Annotated in this window: 19 protein-coding genes and 2 tRNA genes; 6 read left to right on the forward strand and 15 right to left on the reverse strand. The window is 60.3% G+C overall.

The features are described 5' to 3' along the window. The first annotated feature begins 14 nt into the window (after positions 1–14). On the forward strand, positions 15–221 hold the full coding sequence (locus CK489_RS02075; RefSeq protein ID WP_143278072.1) for a hypothetical protein: 207 nt from the start codon (positions 15–17) through the stop codon (positions 219–221). Between the two features lie 756 nt (positions 222–977). Here CK489_RS02075 and CK489_RS02085 read toward each other — a convergent pair. The 12 genes from CK489_RS02085 to CK489_RS41650 all read right to left on the reverse strand — a co-directional run bounded on the left by CK489_RS02085 (position 978) and on the right by CK489_RS41650 (position 9,513). Further along, a tRNA-Phe gene (locus CK489_RS02085) sits at positions 978–1,053 on the reverse strand. Positions 1,054–1,193: 140 nt separating this feature from the next. Further along, positions 1,194–1,376, reverse strand: a complete 183-nt coding sequence (yacG, locus tag CK489_RS02090) for a DNA gyrase inhibitor YacG (RefSeq protein WP_050630090.1) — start codon at positions 1,374–1,376, stop codon at positions 1,194–1,196. A 63-nt stretch (positions 1,377–1,439) separates the two neighbouring features. Beyond that, entirely contained in the window at positions 1,440–2,069 is a 630-nt protein-coding gene (locus tag CK489_RS02095) for a Maf-like protein (protein ID WP_050630089.1), read from the reverse strand. Positions 2,070–2,256: 187 nt separating this feature from the next. Further along, positions 2,257–2,718: an arsenate-mycothiol transferase ArsC gene (locus CK489_RS02100; protein ID WP_021076517.1), complete on the reverse strand. Its 462-nt coding sequence runs from the start codon at positions 2,716–2,718 to the stop codon at positions 2,257–2,259. A gap of 111 nt (positions 2,719–2,829) precedes the next feature. Continuing rightward, positions 2,830–3,336, reverse strand: coding sequence for a UPF0262 family protein (locus CK489_RS02105; protein ID WP_050630088.1), 507 nt, complete (start codon positions 3,334–3,336; stop codon positions 2,830–2,832). Further along, complete coding sequence (gene hisD / locus CK489_RS02110; RefSeq protein WP_095731105.1) at positions 3,333–4,628, reverse strand: histidinol dehydrogenase; 1,296 nt, start codon at positions 4,626–4,628, stop codon at positions 3,333–3,335. Before hisD ends, CK489_RS02105 begins: the two co-directional genes overlap by 4 nt. Before the next feature lie 110 nt (positions 4,629–4,738). After that, on the reverse strand, positions 4,739–5,167 hold the full coding sequence (locus tag CK489_RS02115; protein ID WP_050630086.1) for a DUF2948 family protein: 429 nt from the start codon (positions 5,165–5,167) through the stop codon (positions 4,739–4,741). A 432-nt stretch (positions 5,168–5,599) separates the two neighbouring features. After that, on the reverse strand, positions 5,600–6,424 hold the full coding sequence (locus CK489_RS02120; protein WP_095731106.1) for an alpha/beta fold hydrolase: 825 nt from the start codon (positions 6,422–6,424) through the stop codon (positions 5,600–5,602). 148 nt (positions 6,425–6,572) lie between these two features. Next, entirely contained in the window at positions 6,573–7,073 is a 501-nt protein-coding gene (locus tag CK489_RS02125) for a hypothetical protein (protein WP_095731107.1), read from the reverse strand. Positions 7,074–7,243: 170 nt separating this feature from the next. After that, on the reverse strand, positions 7,244–7,552 hold the full coding sequence (locus CK489_RS02130; RefSeq protein ID WP_050630083.1) for a UBP-type zinc finger domain-containing protein: 309 nt from the start codon (positions 7,550–7,552) through the stop codon (positions 7,244–7,246). An 8-nt stretch (positions 7,553–7,560) separates the two neighbouring features. Then, positions 7,561–9,261: an FAD-dependent oxidoreductase gene (locus tag CK489_RS02135; RefSeq protein ID WP_095731108.1), complete on the reverse strand. Its 1,701-nt coding sequence runs from the start codon at positions 9,259–9,261 to the stop codon at positions 7,561–7,563. A gap of 42 nt (positions 9,262–9,303) precedes the next feature. Further along, positions 9,304–9,513, reverse strand: a complete 210-nt coding sequence (locus CK489_RS41650; RefSeq protein ID WP_167350171.1) for a hypothetical protein — start codon at positions 9,511–9,513, stop codon at positions 9,304–9,306. A gap of 317 nt (positions 9,514–9,830) precedes the next feature. On the opposite strand from CK489_RS41650, the gene CK489_RS02145 reads away from it, so the two are divergent. Continuing rightward, positions 9,831–9,905 (forward strand) — tRNA-Thr (locus CK489_RS02145). Between the two features lie 98 nt (positions 9,906–10,003). Continuing rightward, positions 10,004–11,281 carry a tyrosine-type recombinase/integrase gene (locus CK489_RS02150; protein ID WP_143278073.1) on the forward strand — a complete coding sequence of 426 codons (1,278 nt, stop codon included), beginning with the start codon at positions 10,004–10,006 and terminating at the stop codon, positions 11,279–11,281. Positions 11,282–11,294: 13 nt separating this feature from the next. Here the strand turns inward: CK489_RS02150 and CK489_RS02155 are convergent, their stop codons facing one another. From CK489_RS02155 to CK489_RS02165, 3 genes are all read right to left on the reverse strand, one after another. Beyond that, on the reverse strand, positions 11,295–12,083 hold the full coding sequence (locus CK489_RS02155; RefSeq protein ID WP_095731110.1) for a hypothetical protein: 789 nt from the start codon (positions 12,081–12,083) through the stop codon (positions 11,295–11,297). Further along, positions 12,073–12,654 (reverse strand): hypothetical protein, encoded by a 582-nt coding sequence (locus CK489_RS02160; RefSeq protein ID WP_095731111.1) that lies wholly within the window; start codon positions 12,652–12,654, stop codon positions 12,073–12,075. The genes CK489_RS02155 and CK489_RS02160 overlap by 11 nt, the downstream gene beginning before the upstream one ends. Before the next feature lie 235 nt (positions 12,655–12,889). After that, entirely contained in the window at positions 12,890–13,198 is a 309-nt protein-coding gene (locus CK489_RS02165) for a hypothetical protein (RefSeq protein ID WP_095731112.1), read from the reverse strand. A 114-nt stretch (positions 13,199–13,312) separates the two neighbouring features. On the opposite strand from CK489_RS02165, the gene CK489_RS40505 reads away from it, so the two are divergent. The 3 genes from CK489_RS40505 to CK489_RS02170 are packed head-to-tail and all read left to right on the forward strand — an operon-like array spanning position 13,313 to position 14,149. Continuing rightward, complete coding sequence (locus tag CK489_RS40505) at positions 13,313–13,525, forward strand: hypothetical protein (RefSeq protein WP_143278074.1); 213 nt, start codon at positions 13,313–13,315, stop codon at positions 13,523–13,525. Continuing rightward, positions 13,522–13,746: a hypothetical protein gene (locus CK489_RS40510; RefSeq protein WP_143278075.1), complete on the forward strand. Its 225-nt coding sequence runs from the start codon at positions 13,522–13,524 to the stop codon at positions 13,744–13,746. The genes CK489_RS40505 and CK489_RS40510 overlap by 4 nt, the downstream gene beginning before the upstream one ends. Beyond that, positions 13,724–14,149 carry a hypothetical protein gene (locus CK489_RS02170; protein WP_095731113.1) on the forward strand — a complete coding sequence of 142 codons (426 nt, stop codon included), beginning with the start codon at positions 13,724–13,726 and terminating at the stop codon, positions 14,147–14,149. Before CK489_RS40510 ends, CK489_RS02170 begins: the two co-directional genes overlap by 23 nt. Positions 14,150–15,538 lie beyond the last annotated feature (1,389 nt).

Genomic DNA, 15,538 nt, shown 5'->3' on the forward strand with positions numbered 1-15,538 from the left:
GAGGGGAGAGGAGCGTGTCTGGCAATCTCTACAGCATGAATGGCGATTGCAGCTTTTATCAGCGAGGGAAATATCTCTACTCTGCAGAGACCAACGAGTGCGCGCTTTATCAAAACGGCGACTACTTCTACTCAATGGAGACAAACGGAGCGTTGTTTTATCAGCGTGGCAAGTATCTCTATTCGATGGATGGAGGCACGGCGAGCTACTACTTTTCGTAGAGAGTTGTGGCCGCAGCTCGCGTGTTCACATGGTGGGGCACAGGATGTCTAATGCATCGCAATACGTTCCGGCTGTTCAGAGGGAGCTTGAAAGATTAGCTCGTGCCGGACGAGTGACGTACTACAAAGACCTGGGTGCGACTATCGGGAAGCCTCCTAGGTGGACTTTGTGGAAGGCGGTGTTAGACGAAATCAGCTTCACCAAACCCGACGTTACCATCATCGTCTTGCAAGCAAACACCGGGTGGCCGGGACAGATCGATTACAGCTCGACAGGCGGCAAACCGACGCCGGCCCAAAAGAAGTTTGCCCAGGATGAGCTTGCAAGGGTTTTCAAAGCGTACTGTCCGGGAAGGCCAGTGCTTCAATTACCGATTAAACGATAAGACCGGGCTCATAGGTTCTGTTCGTAGTTCGGACCCGGAATAAGCTTCCAGAGTCCAAACGAATTTGTTGGTGCTCTGAACAGTCTGCCTCGGTCGGTGAAGACAAATTGAAATCCGCCAACTGTCGAGTAGCTGTACACCACATATTCGTACATGCCCTTGTTGAATCACGAACTAGAAATCCTGGAACAACCCGTCTGTGAATCAAAAGTGGAATCGAACCACCACCCAAATGTGTGAGTAGGCTTCTTCGGAAGCGGGATTACTCCCGCTCCTACTCACACCATCGGCGCCCATAATTGCTCATAGCGCGAACAGGAGAGGGGCAAACAGGAACCGAACCACGGACAGGTTTGGGAGTAGAAAGGAGTGGTGCCCAGGGGCGGGATCGAACCACCGACACTGCGATTTTCAGTCGCATGCTCTACCAACTGAGCTACCTGGGCATACCCGCGGGGCCGGAAAGGCCGAAGCGAGCGGGCGGTTTATAGAGAGGTCGGAGCGCCGTGTCCACCCGGCTTCGCGAAACGCTTTGCCGGGCGCGGCCCGCTCTGTGAAATTTCCCCAACTTGTTGGGAAAACTTGGCTATTCCGGGTCGTCGGCGTCGTCCTCGCGGCCGGGAACGACATAGTGGCCGGTCAGCCAGCGGTTGAGGTCGACATCCCGGCAGCGCGACGAACAGAACGGGCGGAAGGCCTGCTCGACCGGCTTGCCGCAGATCGGGCAGGCGCGCGGGGTAGCCGGGGGCGTTCGGGCTTGGTCGGTCATGGCTCGGAGGTAGCTTACATCAATCGAGATGCAAGGGCGCTGAGGGCACGAGGTTCCTCGGCCTCACACCGCGACGGAGTTGAGCCAGCCGTGGCGGATCGGAAAGCCTTCGCCGCCGAGTAGCGTCACGGTCTCGTAGAGCGGCAGGCCGACGACGTTGGTGTAGGAGCCGACCATCTTGACCACGAAGGATCCGGCGATGCCCTGCACGGCATAGCCGCCGGCTTTGCCGCGCCATTCGCCGGAGCCGATATAGGCCTGGATATCGTCCTCGCTGAGCCGCTTGAAGCGCACGCGGGTCTCGACCAGGCGCTGGCGGAACGCTTCGCGCGGCGTCACCACGCAGATCGCGGTGTAGACGCGGTGGTTGCGGCCCGACAGCAGCCGCAGGCACTGCGCGGCCTCGTCCACCAGATTGGCCTTGGGCAGGATGCGGCGGCCGACCGCGACCACGGTGTCGGCGGCGATGATGAAGGAGCCGCGCAGATCGTCGTCGAGCTGCACCGATTTCAGCGCCGCATCGGCTTTCGCGCGCGCCAGGCGGTTGGCGCAGGCGCGCGGCAACTCGCCCCGCCGCGGGGTCTCGTCGACATCGGCCGGGCGCAGCGCGTCGGGCTCGATGCCGGCCTGGTTGAGCAGGGCCAGCCGCCGCGGCGAACCGGAAGCAAGAACGAATTTGGGACGGCCTAGCATGCGGGCTTTTGGGCTGAATCGGGGGGACGGACGCGGGCGGAACCTATCGGATGGGGCATGGATGCACAACCTTGGAACCGGCCGCGAATCGCGCTCCCGCTTGGAGACAAGGCCCCATAAGCACAGCTGTTTGTCAGTCTGGCGACAAGGGCCGAACCTGCGAATCGGAACACGCCGCGTGTTCGCCTCACAGGTTCGCCGCGGCCTTGGCGAAGCGGCGGCGGATCCGCATCAGGAGGCCGTCGCAGACCTCGCGATAGGCGGCGAGCTTCTGCTCGCGATTGCCGCTGGTGCCGGTCGGGTCGTGCGTCGGCCAGTACTCGACATCGGCGGCGAGCGTCCTGGTCAGGTCCAGCGCCTTGTGGTGCGCCTCCGGCGACAGTGTGATGATGAGGTCGAAGTTCAGCCCCTCCCAGTCCTCGAGCTCCTCGAAGGTCTGCGGCTTGTGGCCGGAAATGTCCTGGCCGAACTCGGCCATGACGGAGACCGCGAACGGATCGAGCTCGCCCTTCTTGACGCCGGCCGAGCGCACATAGAGGCCTTGCGGGAACATCTGCTGCAGCAGGCTTTCGGCCATCGGCGAGCGCACGGCATTGTGGCCGCATGCGAACAGCACGGCCTGCGGGGTGCGCGCGCTTGGCGCTGCCATGCGATCAGGCTTTTTTCGACCGGGGTACGCCCCCGTCAATCGCGTCGACGATCATGCGCCCCTCGTTTCGGCGCATGATCCGATCCGAAAACCGGTAGCCACGTTTCGGGATCATGCGCCCTCACCCTTCCAGTGCAGCACAGTGATCAGCGTGAACAGCCGCCGCGCGGTCTCGAAGTCGACGCGCACCTTGCCCTTGAGCCGTTCCTGCAGCGTGCGTGAGCCCTCGTCATGGATGCCGCGGCGGCCCATGTCGATCGCCTCGATCTTGTCCGGTGTCGCGGTACGGATCGCCTGATAGTAGCTGTCGCAGATCATGAAGTAGTCCTTCACGACGCGGCGGAACGGCGTCAGCGACAACAGATGCGCCACGACAGGCGTGCCGTCTTCCTTCCTGATATCGAACATCAGGCGGTTGCCGGTGATCGCGATATGCAGGGTATACGGCCCCGGCCCGGCGACGCCCTCAGGCGCGAACAGGTTCTGCTCGACCAGGTCGTAGATCGCGATCGCCCGCTCATGCTCGATGTCGGGGCCGGAACGGCCGATCGATTCCTCGTCGAGCGTCACCGCGACGATGCGATTGTTGGAATCCTCGTCGTCTGGTGGCTTGTTCATGAGAGGTTGAGGCGCAATCCGACGGAACGTGAATGGGCATCGAGACCCTCGGCCTGGCCGAGCGTCATCGCGGCGGGCCCGAGCGCGCGAAGCTGATCCGGCCCGCACCGCAGGATCGAGGTTCGCTTCATGAAGTCAAGCACCCCGAGGCCGGAAGAGAACCGGGCCGAGCGCGCCGTGGGCAGCACGTGGTTGGAGCCGCCGACATAGTCACCGATCGCCTCCGGGGTATGGGCCCCGAGGAAGATCGCGCCGGCATTGCGGACCTTTTTCGACAGGCCCTCGGCGTCCGCGGTCATGATCTCCAGATGCTCCGCCGCGATGGCATTGGCGAGCTCGACCGCGTCGTCGAGCTTCGCGACCTTGATGACGGCGCCGAATTCGTCCCACGAGGCGCGGGCAATCGCCGCACGCGGCAGCGTCGCGAGCTGCGCCTCGACCGCGCGCTCGACGTCGGCGGCGAGCCGCGCGCTGTCGGTGATCAGGATCGACTGCGCGCTGACGTCATGCTCGGCCTGCGCCAGCAGATCGGCCGCGATCCAGTCGGCATTGCCGGTGTCGTCGGCGATGACCAACACCTCGGAGGGCCCGGCGATCATGTCGATGCCGACCTTGCCGAATACCAGCCGCTTGGCGGCGGCGACATAGGCGTTGCCGGGCCCGACGATCTTCGCCACCGGCGCGATCGTCGCCGTGCCGTAGGCCAAGGCGGCCACTGCCTGGGCGCCGCCGACACGGTAGATCTCGGAGACGCCGCCGAGATGGGCGGCCGCGAGCACCAGCGGGTTGAGCTTGCCGTCCGGCGCCGGCACCACCATCACCACGCGCGGCACGCCGGCGACCTTGGCCGGCACCGCATTCATCAGCACCGAGGACGGATAGGCCGCGGTACCGCCCGGCACGTAGAGCCCGACCGCATCGACCGCGCTCCAGCGCCAGCCGAGCTCGACGCCGGCGGCATCGGTGAAGCGCTCGTCCTTCGGCAGCTGGCGGCGATGGAAGGTCTCGATCCGGTCGCGCGCGAATTTCAGCGCCTCGACGGTCTTGGGGTCGCAGGCTGCGACCGCGGCGTCGATCTCGGCCGGTGTGATGCGCAGGCCGGCGGCGTCGATATCGAGCCGGTCGAACTTCTTGGTCGCCTCGAGCAGCGCCGCATCACCGCGGGCCGCCACGTCGTCGACGATGGCGCGGGTGGCGCGCTCGACGTCGGCCGATACCTCGCGCTTGGCCGCCAGGAAGTCGCGGAAACGCTGGTCGAAATCGGCGCTCTGTCGGTCCAGGCGAACGGGCATGGCGGCTTTCTGAAAAGGACTCTTGGGTCCCTGCTCAATGGCGCGGCGGATAATGGCCGTCAACCCTTGGCTCCCGTCGTCCCGGCGAAAGCCGGGACCACGGCCGAGAGTTACCCAGGCCCCACCCCGAGGTCGTCGGGTCCCAGATCGGTCAGTTCGCACTCCAGGCATTCGACATCGAGCCGCAGCGCCCCGCCATGGCCGAACATCAGCAGCGCGCTGCCGCCCGGCGGGTCGGAGGCGTGGAATTCGATCCCGAGCAGTTCCAGGGCCGCCTCCGGGGCTTCGAGGTCGATATTGCGCGACTTGCATGCCAGCACCCGGTCGAACCTGAGCGCGGCAATCAGCCGGCGCGAGCAGGTGCCGCCGGACAGGGTCTGCTCCCAGTCGAGCCGGTTCAGGCCGACCACGAGGCGCTTCTCGTCCTGCCGCCAGATGATGTCGGCGGGCTGGACGCGGGCGTCCTGCACATGGGCGGAGATGACCGCGAGGTCATCGGCGTCGAGGGCGATCAGTTTCAGCGGTGGGGGTGAGGACATGCGATGACTATAACGCCTTGCGGCCCGGGAGGTACCAGTGGCCGCAAGGAAATCCCGCTCGAGGGAACCGGCGGGCACACGAGCAAAATACCGAAAACAACCCCATGCAAAGGAGCTGGAAGCTCCGCGGCATGACCCGATCCCCGGTTGCGCATTGTAAATTTGCGTAGGTCGGGCAGGCCCGACTTGCGTTGGGGGAGGGCTGGGGAGCGGGGTAAGCCTCGGGCGAGGTAATCGATGAAGCGATGGGCTTCGCAACCTTGAATGCGCGGATTGGAATGCATTTCGAGAGCGCACGCCGTGTGGCCCCCCTCTCCCTAACCCTCCCCCGAAGGGGGGAGGGAACCCTTCCGCCAGTGCTTCCCTTACGCAACAGCCTGCCAAGTCCGCATTGGATGGCGTTGCGAAGTGCGAAGCACACAGCCCCGGCCCTCACCCCTTGATGAACGCCAGCAGGTCCGCGTTGATCGTCTCGGCCTCCGTCGTCGGCATGCCGTGCGGGAAACCCTTGTAGGTCTTCAGCGTGCCGTTCTTCAGAAGCTTGGCCGAGAGCGGGCCGGAATCGGCATAGGGCACGATCTGGTCGTCGTCGCCGTGCATCACCAGCACCGGCACGTTGATCTTCTTCAGATCCTCGGTGAAATCGGTCTGCGAGAACGCGACGATGCCGTCGTAATGCGCCTTGGCGCCGCCCATCATGCCCTGCCGCCACCAGTTCTGGATCACGGCTTCCGACGGCTTCGCACCTGGCCGGTTATAGCCATAGAACGGGCCCGCGGGGAGATCGCGGTAGAACTGCGAGCGGTTGGCCGCGAGCTGGGCCTGCAGGCCGTCGAACACCGATTTCGGCAGGCCGCCCGGATTATTCGCCGTCTGCACCATCAGAGGCGGCACCGCGCTCAGGATCGCGGCCTTCGCCACCCGGCTCTCGCCGTGACGGGCGATGTAGTGCACCACCTCACCGCCGCCGGTGGAATGACCGACATGGACGGCGTTCTTCAGGTCGAGATGCGCGGTAACCGCCGCGAGGTCGTCGGCATAGTGGTCCATGTCATGGCCGTCGGCGACCTGGGCGGAGCGGCCGTGACCGCGGCGGTCATGGGCAACGACGCGAAAGCCATGGTTGAGGAAGAACAGCATCTGCGCATCCCAATCGTCCGACGACAGCGGCCAGCCATGGCTGAACACGATCGGCTGTCCCGAACCCCAATCCTTGTAGAAGATATCGACGCCGTCTTTGGTGGTGATGATGGGCATTTGATTGCTCCTCTTGTTGCTGATCTTTCCAGGTCCGGCACGCCAGGCGTGAACGGATCTCGAGCGACGGCGCGTGTTCTCGACACGCCACCGCGCATCATCTTCTATGCTGTGCGTCGTCTTGAAATGATGTCAATTCTCGCCTGGATCAGGCAAAATTGACCGGCCTGAACCGGCGCCATGCGCCGATGATCATCACGACGAAGAACACCAGCACGATGCCCTGCACTGCCCCGAATACCGGCCCGGACGGCGGGTTCGGCGGCACGGCCGGCGCCAGCGCCTGCAGCGCGGGCACCTTGAGGAAGCTCTGGATCACCAGCACGAAGACGTTGAGATAGAGCGAGACCATCGCGGTCACGATATAGATCGGACGCCAGGCACCCTTGAGCTGCATCGCATAGAGCGCGATGCAGGCGATCGCGAGCAGCACCAGCGAGAGGCCGCCGATGATGTGCGACGGCAGCAGCTTCTCGGTCACCAAAGGCGGGATCACAAAGCCGGTGGCGTTGGTCAGGATCGTGAGGATGAGGAAGATCGAGGTCAGCCCGGGCATCGCGCGCGAGCCGAGCAGGCCGAACATCACGACCACACCGGCGACAATCGCAATCAGGCTGATGATGACGTGGACAAGCACGATCGTCGACATGTGGTGCACTCTCCGTTGAGAACCCACGCCACGTTACGATGCATCTTCGAAAATTGCTACATGGTTCGATGGCAGGACGGCCGACATCTCATGAAATGATGCCGGTTCTCGCCAAGAGAATTGGCACCGATGCTGCGCGCCGAAGCACGTGCGCGTCGTGAGACCTTGAATCAATAGTAGCGCGGGATCGGCCCGTCATGCGGCGTCTTGCGCTTCGAAAGGTCGAACAGCACCTCGTCGACATAGCACCAGCCCCAGCCTTCCGGCGGATCGTAGCCCTCGATCACGGGATGGCCGGTGGCGTGGAAATGCGCCGTCGCATGCCGGTTCGGCGAGTCGTCGCAGCAGCCGACATGGCCGCAGGTTCGGCAGATCCGCAGATGCAGCCAGCGGCTGCCGCTCTTCAGGCATTCCTCGCAGCCGCGCGCACTCGGCGTGACGTCCTGGATGCCGGCGATATGGGTGCAGCCTTTTGGCATTGAGCCTCCTACAGCGACGGACTGCCGGCATCGGCGAGATAGCCGTGCAGCGCGGCGACGACCTGCGCGCCCTCGCCGATCGCGCCGCCGACGCGCTTGACCGAGCCGGAGCGGACGTCGCCGACCGCGAACACGCCGGGCACCGTGGTCTCGAGCAGCGGCACGGCGGGCGTACCCTCGCCGTTCTGCACGCCGGTCATCACAAAGCCGCCGCGGTCGACCTGCACGCCGCAGCCCTCGAGCCAGCCGGTCGCCGGATCGGCGCCGACGAACAGGAAGAGGTTGCGGATATCCATGGTGAATTCGTCGGGGGCGAGCCGGCTGCGCCAGCGCACCCGCTCCAGCGTCTCCGCGCCCTCAAGCCCGATCACCTCGGTGTTGAACATCAATTCGATGTTCGGCGTCGCCTCGATGCGCTCGATCAGATAACGCGACATGCTGGCCCCGAGACCGCCGCCGCGGATCATCATGTTGACCCGGCGGGCATGCGCCGACAGATACACCGCCGCCTGGCCTGCGGAGTTGCCGCCGCCCACCAGCACGACGTCCTGGTCGGCGCAAAGCCGCGCCTCGATCGGCGAAGCCCAGTACCAGACGCCGCGGCCTTCATAGTTCTCCAGATTGTCGATCACCGGCCGGCGATAGCGCGCCCCGCTTGCCACCACCACCGACTTGGCGCGCAGCGTATGCCCGCATCCGGTGGCGAGCGCGAACGCACCCGACACCTTCGAGCAGTCGAGCGACTTGATCGAGACCGGGATCAGCATCTCGGCACCGAATTTCTGCGCCTGGTTGAAGGCGCGCCCGGCCAACGCCTGGCCGGTGATGCCGGTCGGGAATCCCAGATAATTCTCGATCCGCATGCTGGCGCCGGCCTGGCCGCCGAAAGCGCGCGAATCGAACACCGCGACCGACAGGCCCTCGGAGGCCGCATAGACCGCGGTGGAGAGCCCGGCCGGGCCGCTGCCGACCACCGCAACGTCGTAGAGTTTCTCATGCGCGCCTTTGCCGATCATGCCGAGCGCCATCGCAAGCGCGGTTTCGGACGGATTGCGCAGCACCGTGCCGTTCGGACAGACCACGAGCGGCAGCTCGGCGCGCGTCGGCGAGTAGCGCGCGACGAGGTCGGCGGCATCCTTGTCGGTCTCGGGATCGAGCACGTGGTGCGGCTGGCCGTTGCGCGCCAGGAAATTCTGCAGCGGCGCCGTGTTGCCGACCGACGCCGAACCGATCAGCACCGGCCCGCCGGCACCGCCCTGGATCAGGCTGACGCGGCGCAGGATCAGCGCGCGCATGATGCGCTCGCCGAGGTCGGCCTCGGCCACCAGGAGCGCGCGCAGCCGCTCGGGCGGCAGCAGCAGGGTCTCGACGGCGCCGTCGGCATGGCCGTCGACCAGCGCCGGACGGCCGGAGAGCTGACCGATCTCGGCGAGAAACTGTCCCGGGCCCTGGTCGATGACCGGCGTGACGTGGCCGAGGCCGTCGCGCTGGGTGATCGCGATATTGCCCGACAGCACCACGAACATGCCGGGTCCCGGCGTCCCGGTCTCGAACAGCGCCTCGCCGTCCTTATACGAACGCGGTTCGCCGAACCGGCGCATCCGCTCGATCTCATGCGCTGTTAGGGTCGGAAAGGTCTGCTCATGGCGCGGGAAGGCGTAGGCCGTTGCGTTCAGGCGATTGATTGTCGTCTCATCGATTGCAGCCATGTCGGCGACCCGCTTCTCTTTTTGCACACACCCGAGCCGGGGTTAGCGGCCCGGCTCGCTTCCGCCGGCGTCATCCGGCGAGACGTGATCTAGCGAGCCGTCTGCCGGTTCGGAAGCCACATCCTCGCGACCGCGAGCCTGGGATTTTCGCCGCTTCAGGTTTTCGCGCAGCGCCAGCTTGAGGCGATCCTGCCGCGAATCCTTCAGGCGGGCTCCGGCCTGCCCGCCGCCACTGTCCCGATCACCCGTCATTGCTGAACTCTCGAACCGTCGACGCCATTGCGCGCGCCGAGCATAGACAATGGCCGCCGGGCGCGCACCCTGCCCGGTCGGCCAGTTGCACACCGCGATATGATTCGGCCGCAGGCGGTTCGGAGGGTTCAGGCGCGATCGGGAACCCAATCCGGCCCGGAATCGGCCGGATTGGTCGAAATCACCGGCACGGAACGCGATTTCTGCCGATTTGCTCGGCAGGACGGACGCTGTTTCGCTTGCGCGAAGGGGAGGCCTGTGGCAAGAACCGCCCGCTTGGACGGGCCCATCGGGCCGATTCAATTATTCCCGGGCATGCTGCCGTAGCTCAGTGGTAGAGCACTCCATTGGTAATGGAGAGGTCGACAGTTCAATCCTGTCTGGCAGCACCAGTCCTTTCAAGGACTTAGCTTGTTCCGATAAACCGAATAGCCCTTTCGTGTAATCCCTGTGTAACTTGGCCCTCGGCTTTCTGTCTGAGGGACGCACCATGGCAGGCTATCAATACCTCAAGGGCAATCCGCGACCGCACCGCTTCATCGTCAAGCGCAAGGGCCACCGCACGCTGACCAAGGCGTTTGTCATCAAGGATGACGGTGAGCGATGGGCGCGCGAGCAAGAGCGCAGCATTGACCTCACCGGCATCCCCATCGGGATAGACAAGCTGGCGGATACGCCGGTCGAGGCAATCGTTGATCGCTATCTCAACGAGATCACGCCAACCAAGACCAACGAAAGCGAGACGTACACGCTTGAACGGTTCAAGGTGTTTGCGAAAGGCAAGTCACTGGCATCCTTCGCGAGGGAAGACGCCTACGCCTACCGTGCCAAGCGATTGAGGGATACTTGGAGAGGTCCGCAAGGTAACTGGAAGACGGCCAAGCCTATCAAGGCCAGCACAGTTAAGCGCGAGATGGTAGTGCTTCACCACGTCTTTGAGACCGCGCGAGAGCAGTGGGGTTACGACAACCTCACCAATCCGTTTGCAGGCAAGGTCAACAGGATCAAAGGGAGCAAACGCCAGCGTAGTCGTCGCTTGGAAGAAGGCGAGCTAGAGCGGCTGATTGAAGCTTGCAAGAAATGCCTTGGCCTCAATCGGACATACATCCCTCTCGCGATCTACCTCACGGTTGAGACCGGCATGCGGTTAGATGAAATCTTCAATCTGACTTGGGAAGACCTAGACGTTGTGAACCGGCGTATCGAGATCAGAAAGAGCAAGACCGATCACGTATCGGAGTACGATGGCCGTACTATCGTCATGTCAGTGAGAGCAATGCTGCATGCGTCCCGTCTGCCGCACCAGCTTAAAGCGATCCACGGTGAGTTTTCCGTGCAGCCTAGTGATGCAGTCTTCCCGATGACTAAGGATGCATTCGAGCAAGCCTTTGACGACGTTCTCACGCGAGCGAAGATCACTGCCGACAAGCGCGGCGAGCGGCTGCAATTCCGTGATCTCCGAAGGGAGGCAAACTCTAGGTTCGATCAGATGCTTACCGTGGCAGAGTGCGAACTAATGCTAGGCCACAAAGGCAACGGCACGAACGCCATCTATAGAACGGCAGCATTGAAACTAATCCAAGACAAGCTTGATGAGTATCATCTAGGCAAGACGCTTGCACAGGTTGAGGCTGAAAGAGAACCGCTAACGTTTGAGGGGCAGTTGGTATGGGTGACCAACTCACCGGAAGGGCGAGTTATTTCCTTCCCAGCTATCGATGCTTCAAATGAGATCAAGACAAAGCGAAAGGCCAATGCAGCCGAGTAAGGCTCTTAGGACCTCACTTTTTCAACGCCATTCGGGGACCTATCAGCGTTTTTTCAACGTAATCACTTCCCGTCGGTGAAATGTGAGCGCGCTTTCCTGTCCTGTCGTATTCTATCTTGCGCGCCTTATGCAGTGAAGCGAGCACACCGGCGCGGTAAACGCTCGGATTGCTATATTCGATTGAATTGAGCAGATCGGCCTCTGACATCCAGCCTGTCGCCTGATGCAACAGAAGAAGCGTTTGGTCCGATGCTGTCATGTCGGCATCTAGGACACGCCTCGCGGTTCCCACCGACCAAATGAGCGGCGTCTTTCGTTCGACTAGTCCGTTGACCGCAGCTTCTGCTTGGTCGGTTTTGACGTTGTGAAATATCCTTACCAGTTCGGCCAGTGTCCAGCTCGCCATCGAGTAGACGGCGCTAGCGTCCATAAGGTTCGGGTTAACGTCGCCTCCGACATGACCGACGCCACGATTGTTCCTGATTTCGTACAGCACTGGCAACAAGCGCGGGATGAGGATTCGGAGGCTACGATCGCCAGGTTTGCCGGTGTCTGGTTTTCCCTCCAGTGTTTGGCAGTCGCGCCGCATGTTCGATGGCTTAGTTGGCGCAGCGACGTAAGCCCCGGTGATAAAGCCGTGGCAAATCCAGTACACGACCTCGCAAAACTTGCCGCCTTCGAGCTCAGAGGGCGACCAGCGATGTTCTGCGAAATTCGAGGCGATCTCCCGATACGTTTCGAGCAGAGGATCGCGAAGACCGGCTGGGATCGCCGCTAGCAGCTTGCTGGGATCAAGACTCACCAGCTAGCTCTTTCACAAGTTCAGCACCGGCGGTCAGACCCGGTACAGTCAACGTCCAGCCAGCCTTTACAGAACCGGTCAGCGCCTTGCCCGGCGTTTTGAGGTAGGTCGCGTGATTAGTCTTCCCGTGCGTACCCATACGCTCGCATTCTGTGCGGGCAAGCTCGTCAGCGAAACGAGGCTCGCCCGTTCGGAACAGTTCGCGGATGCCCACTAGGACATATGTGTTAATTACCTTCTCGCCTTGCTTCGCGCCCGGTATCTTGTCGGCGATGATTTCGACCGTTTCGCCGTCGACATGGAAAACATGCCCGATCTGCTCGGCGCTGATCTTATTTCGCTCCATCCAGCGAGCAGCCTTCGCATTGTGATCGGCACCTCCATCGTCATCAGCGTGATGTGCTGAGCTGCTTCCGCCGCCCTTCGGCTGCTGCTTCTGCTCGACAAATCCCGGATCCTCACCGAGCATCACGAGCGCCGACTTCACGGCGCGCTTGCGCAACTCTGCATCCGTCACGGGCAGCAGGAGATCGTAAAGGCCGTTCACAAGGCTTTTGAAGTCATCACTCATCAAAACACCAAAGAATCAAGGGAATGTGCGGCACGTTAGAGTTCTCGATCACAGAATCCAAGCGTGCGGCCGTCCCCCTCCACAACCAGAGAGTCTAAGGGGCTTAGACTTTCAGCCAAAACTAAAGGGGGCTGTTAGGCCCCCTCTTTGTTGTCCTTGTCATGTTTCGAGAACATGTTCGGCCGCTTCTTCGGACTTACTGCCTCAGGCTGATCCGCCTTCGGGCTTACTGCCCCTAAGGGTTTGAGAAAACGTCATCCCCGTCATCTTCATCGACAGTCTTGGCCTTGACCTTGGTCTTGTCCGTCCACGTGTATTGGATTTTGTCACCCATGACGTTGAAGGAACATACCTTTCCGTCTCTCCCTTCCGGGTACGCGGTGTTCCAATCCGTTCTAAGTTGTTCCTTTAGTTCGCTAGATAGTTCCTTAGTCTTAGCAAGTGCTTCGGTGTAGCGGTCATACAGCTTTCCGGCCCGGTCACTGAGACTGGAAATCTTGACCGGCTTCCATTGGACGCCCTTCTTACCTGCATCTAGCGCCACGATATCCTCCTAAATCATTGATATTACACACGTTTGTATTGACTTACCTATCAAAGTATGTCATACTTGTAGGCAAGCTAGGCTAAAGACCTAGTCAACCAATAAGGAAAAACAATGGAACGATACAAACAATATACAGATCACTACATGAGAAACAAAGAAGCCCCTTCCTCCGAAGAGGCTGCTCTAGCTGATATTCAAGCTGATGAAGAGGTAGAGCGTTTCTTTCGCCGCTATGGAAACGAACCCGTATTCCTTAAGAGGATTGCACCTAAGCTGGCTCAAAAGCTGATGGATCATCTTCCTACCGGTGAGAATGCACTGTGATCGATGGTATTCCTACCCAATCCTACTTCCACGGTGTCGATTATGGCGGGTACAAGATTGTACTAGAACGCGAATATTACTTCTTCAAAATCGAACCTCTCGGAAAAACACCAGTCCCAAGAGCGCTGACAAGCAAATTCACAACGATTGAGCGAGTTAAGAAAGCTATTGATGACTACAATCTACTGAAACAAACGGATGAAACTACAAATATTGCATGACATAGACGATGACGGGAACGAAATCGTCAACGTACCACTTTCAAAATCTACCTCTTTTGCTACGCTTTACCTTGAAGATTACAACGAACTGATGGCCTTGGGGGTTAGCTCCCGGTGGACTCTCAATCAGGGCATTGTCAGCATTTGTGTTCCTAAGCGGTCCTGCCTCTCGGTCGCTAGGATCATTACGGATGCGGCTGGAGAGCGGGTAGCCTATGCGAATGGCGATAAGACCGATCTCCGGCGCAGCAACCTAGTGTTTGCCGGTAAAGGCAACAGCAAGATACGAGCTAGGGATTTTGTAGTTCCTACCCCTAGACTGTACAGCAAGATCGAAATCCAACACGTCTACAAAGATAAGCACGGTCAGACCGGTACCATTGCGGGTAGCGTCATGACGTGACGCTGCCTGCGATCAAGCAATGTAACTCATGCGGGTTTACCTACTGTGAGGGACGCGGGATTTGCGCGGATTGGTTTTGCTCGGAACGTTGTAGGGAGTGGTTTGACGACGGCAACCCCTCCCACGACCGGCAACAGAAATTCACTGCAAGCCTGTTCGCCAACCCCGTAGCAGACAGGGGCGAAAGCCTAGAGCTAATAGCCGACCGGCTTGAGGTATCTAGACGATCAATCCGGAACGGAAGTATCCAAGGCCGGAAAGGGAGCGTATTTCCGGACGGCTCAATCCAGCTTGAGGTGAGCCAAAGACAGCTATCGGCATCTAGAAAGAAGCTGTCTTTCATGAAGGAAAGAGCAGGCAGGTTCTACCTAGACCACGAGCCGACCGATCTCGAAAAACCTATCATCCGGAAGGCCGTAGGACTGAAGAAAAAGCCCGATTTGAACCCCGCATTCCGGGCCAGGTTGAAAAACAACCTACCAACCCCCTCCGAAACCCTCGGTTCATGCAGGAACAAGGGGTTTTAAATCGATCCCCTTACCTTTCCCCATTCCGGTGATTTTTCCGCAGGAAAAGGGGGTTTCAGAAACCAACAAAAACAAAGGAATTTCAATGACTAAAATCAAGACAACCAAAGGCAATCCGAATACTATTCTGGTTCACAAAGTCCATACTGAGGCGGAGAATGCTACCATCTCGAAAGCACACGTAACGAACATAGCCGAGACCTCTCAGCCGATTGGTCGTAGTGACCGTGGAGATAGCATTACGCCTAAGAGAGGTAGACTTGGCATCATGGGGAAAGAATGGAACTAGGTTAGGTTAGCTCGGCCTAGATACGTATCCATACGTATCAACGAGTGTACATATGGATACATTACATCCGTGATGGTCTCCATATTAGAATACATCAGCGATATACCCGATGTATCCGTATGTAATTCTCACATTAAGAAAAGAAATACACTAATCAAACTAAAGAATATAAGCCTTACATTAGAAGTACGTATGCTAGACAATCCTTATCTGAACTTATGTATCTTTAAGTACGCTTAAGAACACTCAAGAATAACGCGAGAGATCATCGGGTATTCTCGCGTATCCATATGTATACGTAAGAGAAATTTCTGCCCGATACTTTTGGGCAGCTATTCAAGCCCCTTCGGACACCCCCCGGCCCCCACATCCTGTTCGATGGGTTGCATTCATGTAGATGAACGGATCGATACGTTCATGTAGATGAACGGTGCTTCGCTCAATCGGCTGCTGATTGGCCATTCTGATTGGGGTGGTTCGGTAGCTCCCACCCATTGGAACGCACCAGCGGGCTTCCTAGCGGTTCCTAGAGCCCAATACGGGCGGGGTCGGACGTGAGGTCTTGAGGTCGTG

The sequence above is a fragment of the Bradyrhizobium sp. UFLA03-84 genome, assembly GCF_002289535.1.
Lineage (GTDB): Bacteria > Pseudomonadota > Alphaproteobacteria > Rhizobiales > Xanthobacteraceae > Bradyrhizobium > Bradyrhizobium viridifuturi.

Bases quoted from the DNA above. Each gene is read 5' to 3' on its own strand.
- yacG (WP_050630090.1), bottom strand. From the start codon at position 1,376: ATGACCGACCAAGCCCGAACGCCCCCGGCTACCCCGCGCGCCTGCCCG.
- CK489_RS02095 (WP_050630089.1), bottom strand. From the start codon at position 2,069: ATGCTAGGCCGTCCCAAATTCGTTCTTGCTTCCGGTTCGCCGCGGCGG.
- CK489_RS02100 (WP_021076517.1), bottom strand. From the start codon at position 2,718: ATGGCAGCGCCAAGCGCGCGCACCCCGCAGGCCGTGCTGTTCGCATGC.
- CK489_RS02105 (WP_050630088.1), bottom strand. From the start codon at position 3,336: ATGAACAAGCCACCAGACGACGAGGATTCCAACAATCGCATCGTCGCG.
- hisD (WP_095731105.1), bottom strand. From the start codon at position 4,628: ATGCCCGTTCGCCTGGACCGACAGAGCGCCGATTTCGACCAGCGTTTC.
- CK489_RS02115 (WP_050630086.1), bottom strand. From the start codon at position 5,167: ATGTCCTCACCCCCACCGCTGAAACTGATCGCCCTCGACGCCGATGAC.
- CK489_RS02120 (WP_095731106.1), bottom strand. From the start codon at position 6,424: ATGCCCATCATCACCACCAAAGACGGCGTCGATATCTTCTACAAGGAT.
- CK489_RS02125 (WP_095731107.1), bottom strand. From the start codon at position 7,073: ATGTCGACGATCGTGCTTGTCCACGTCATCATCAGCCTGATTGCGATT.
- CK489_RS02130 (WP_050630083.1), bottom strand. From the start codon at position 7,552: ATGCCAAAAGGCTGCACCCATATCGCCGGCATCCAGGACGTCACGCCG.
- CK489_RS02135 (WP_095731108.1), bottom strand. From the start codon at position 9,261: ATGGCTGCAATCGATGAGACGACAATCAATCGCCTGAACGCAACGGCC.
- CK489_RS41650 (WP_167350171.1), bottom strand. From the start codon at position 9,513: ATGACGGGTGATCGGGACAGTGGCGGCGGGCAGGCCGGAGCCCGCCTG.
- CK489_RS02150 (WP_143278073.1), top strand. From the start codon at position 10,004: ATGGCAGGCTATCAATACCTCAAGGGCAATCCGCGACCGCACCGCTTC.
- CK489_RS02160 (WP_095731111.1), bottom strand. From the start codon at position 12,654: ATGAGTGATGACTTCAAAAGCCTTGTGAACGGCCTTTACGATCTCCTG.
- CK489_RS40505 (WP_143278074.1), top strand. From the start codon at position 13,313: ATGGAACGATACAAACAATATACAGATCACTACATGAGAAACAAAGAA.
- CK489_RS02170 (WP_095731113.1), top strand. From the start codon at position 13,724: ATGAAACTACAAATATTGCATGACATAGACGATGACGGGAACGAAATC.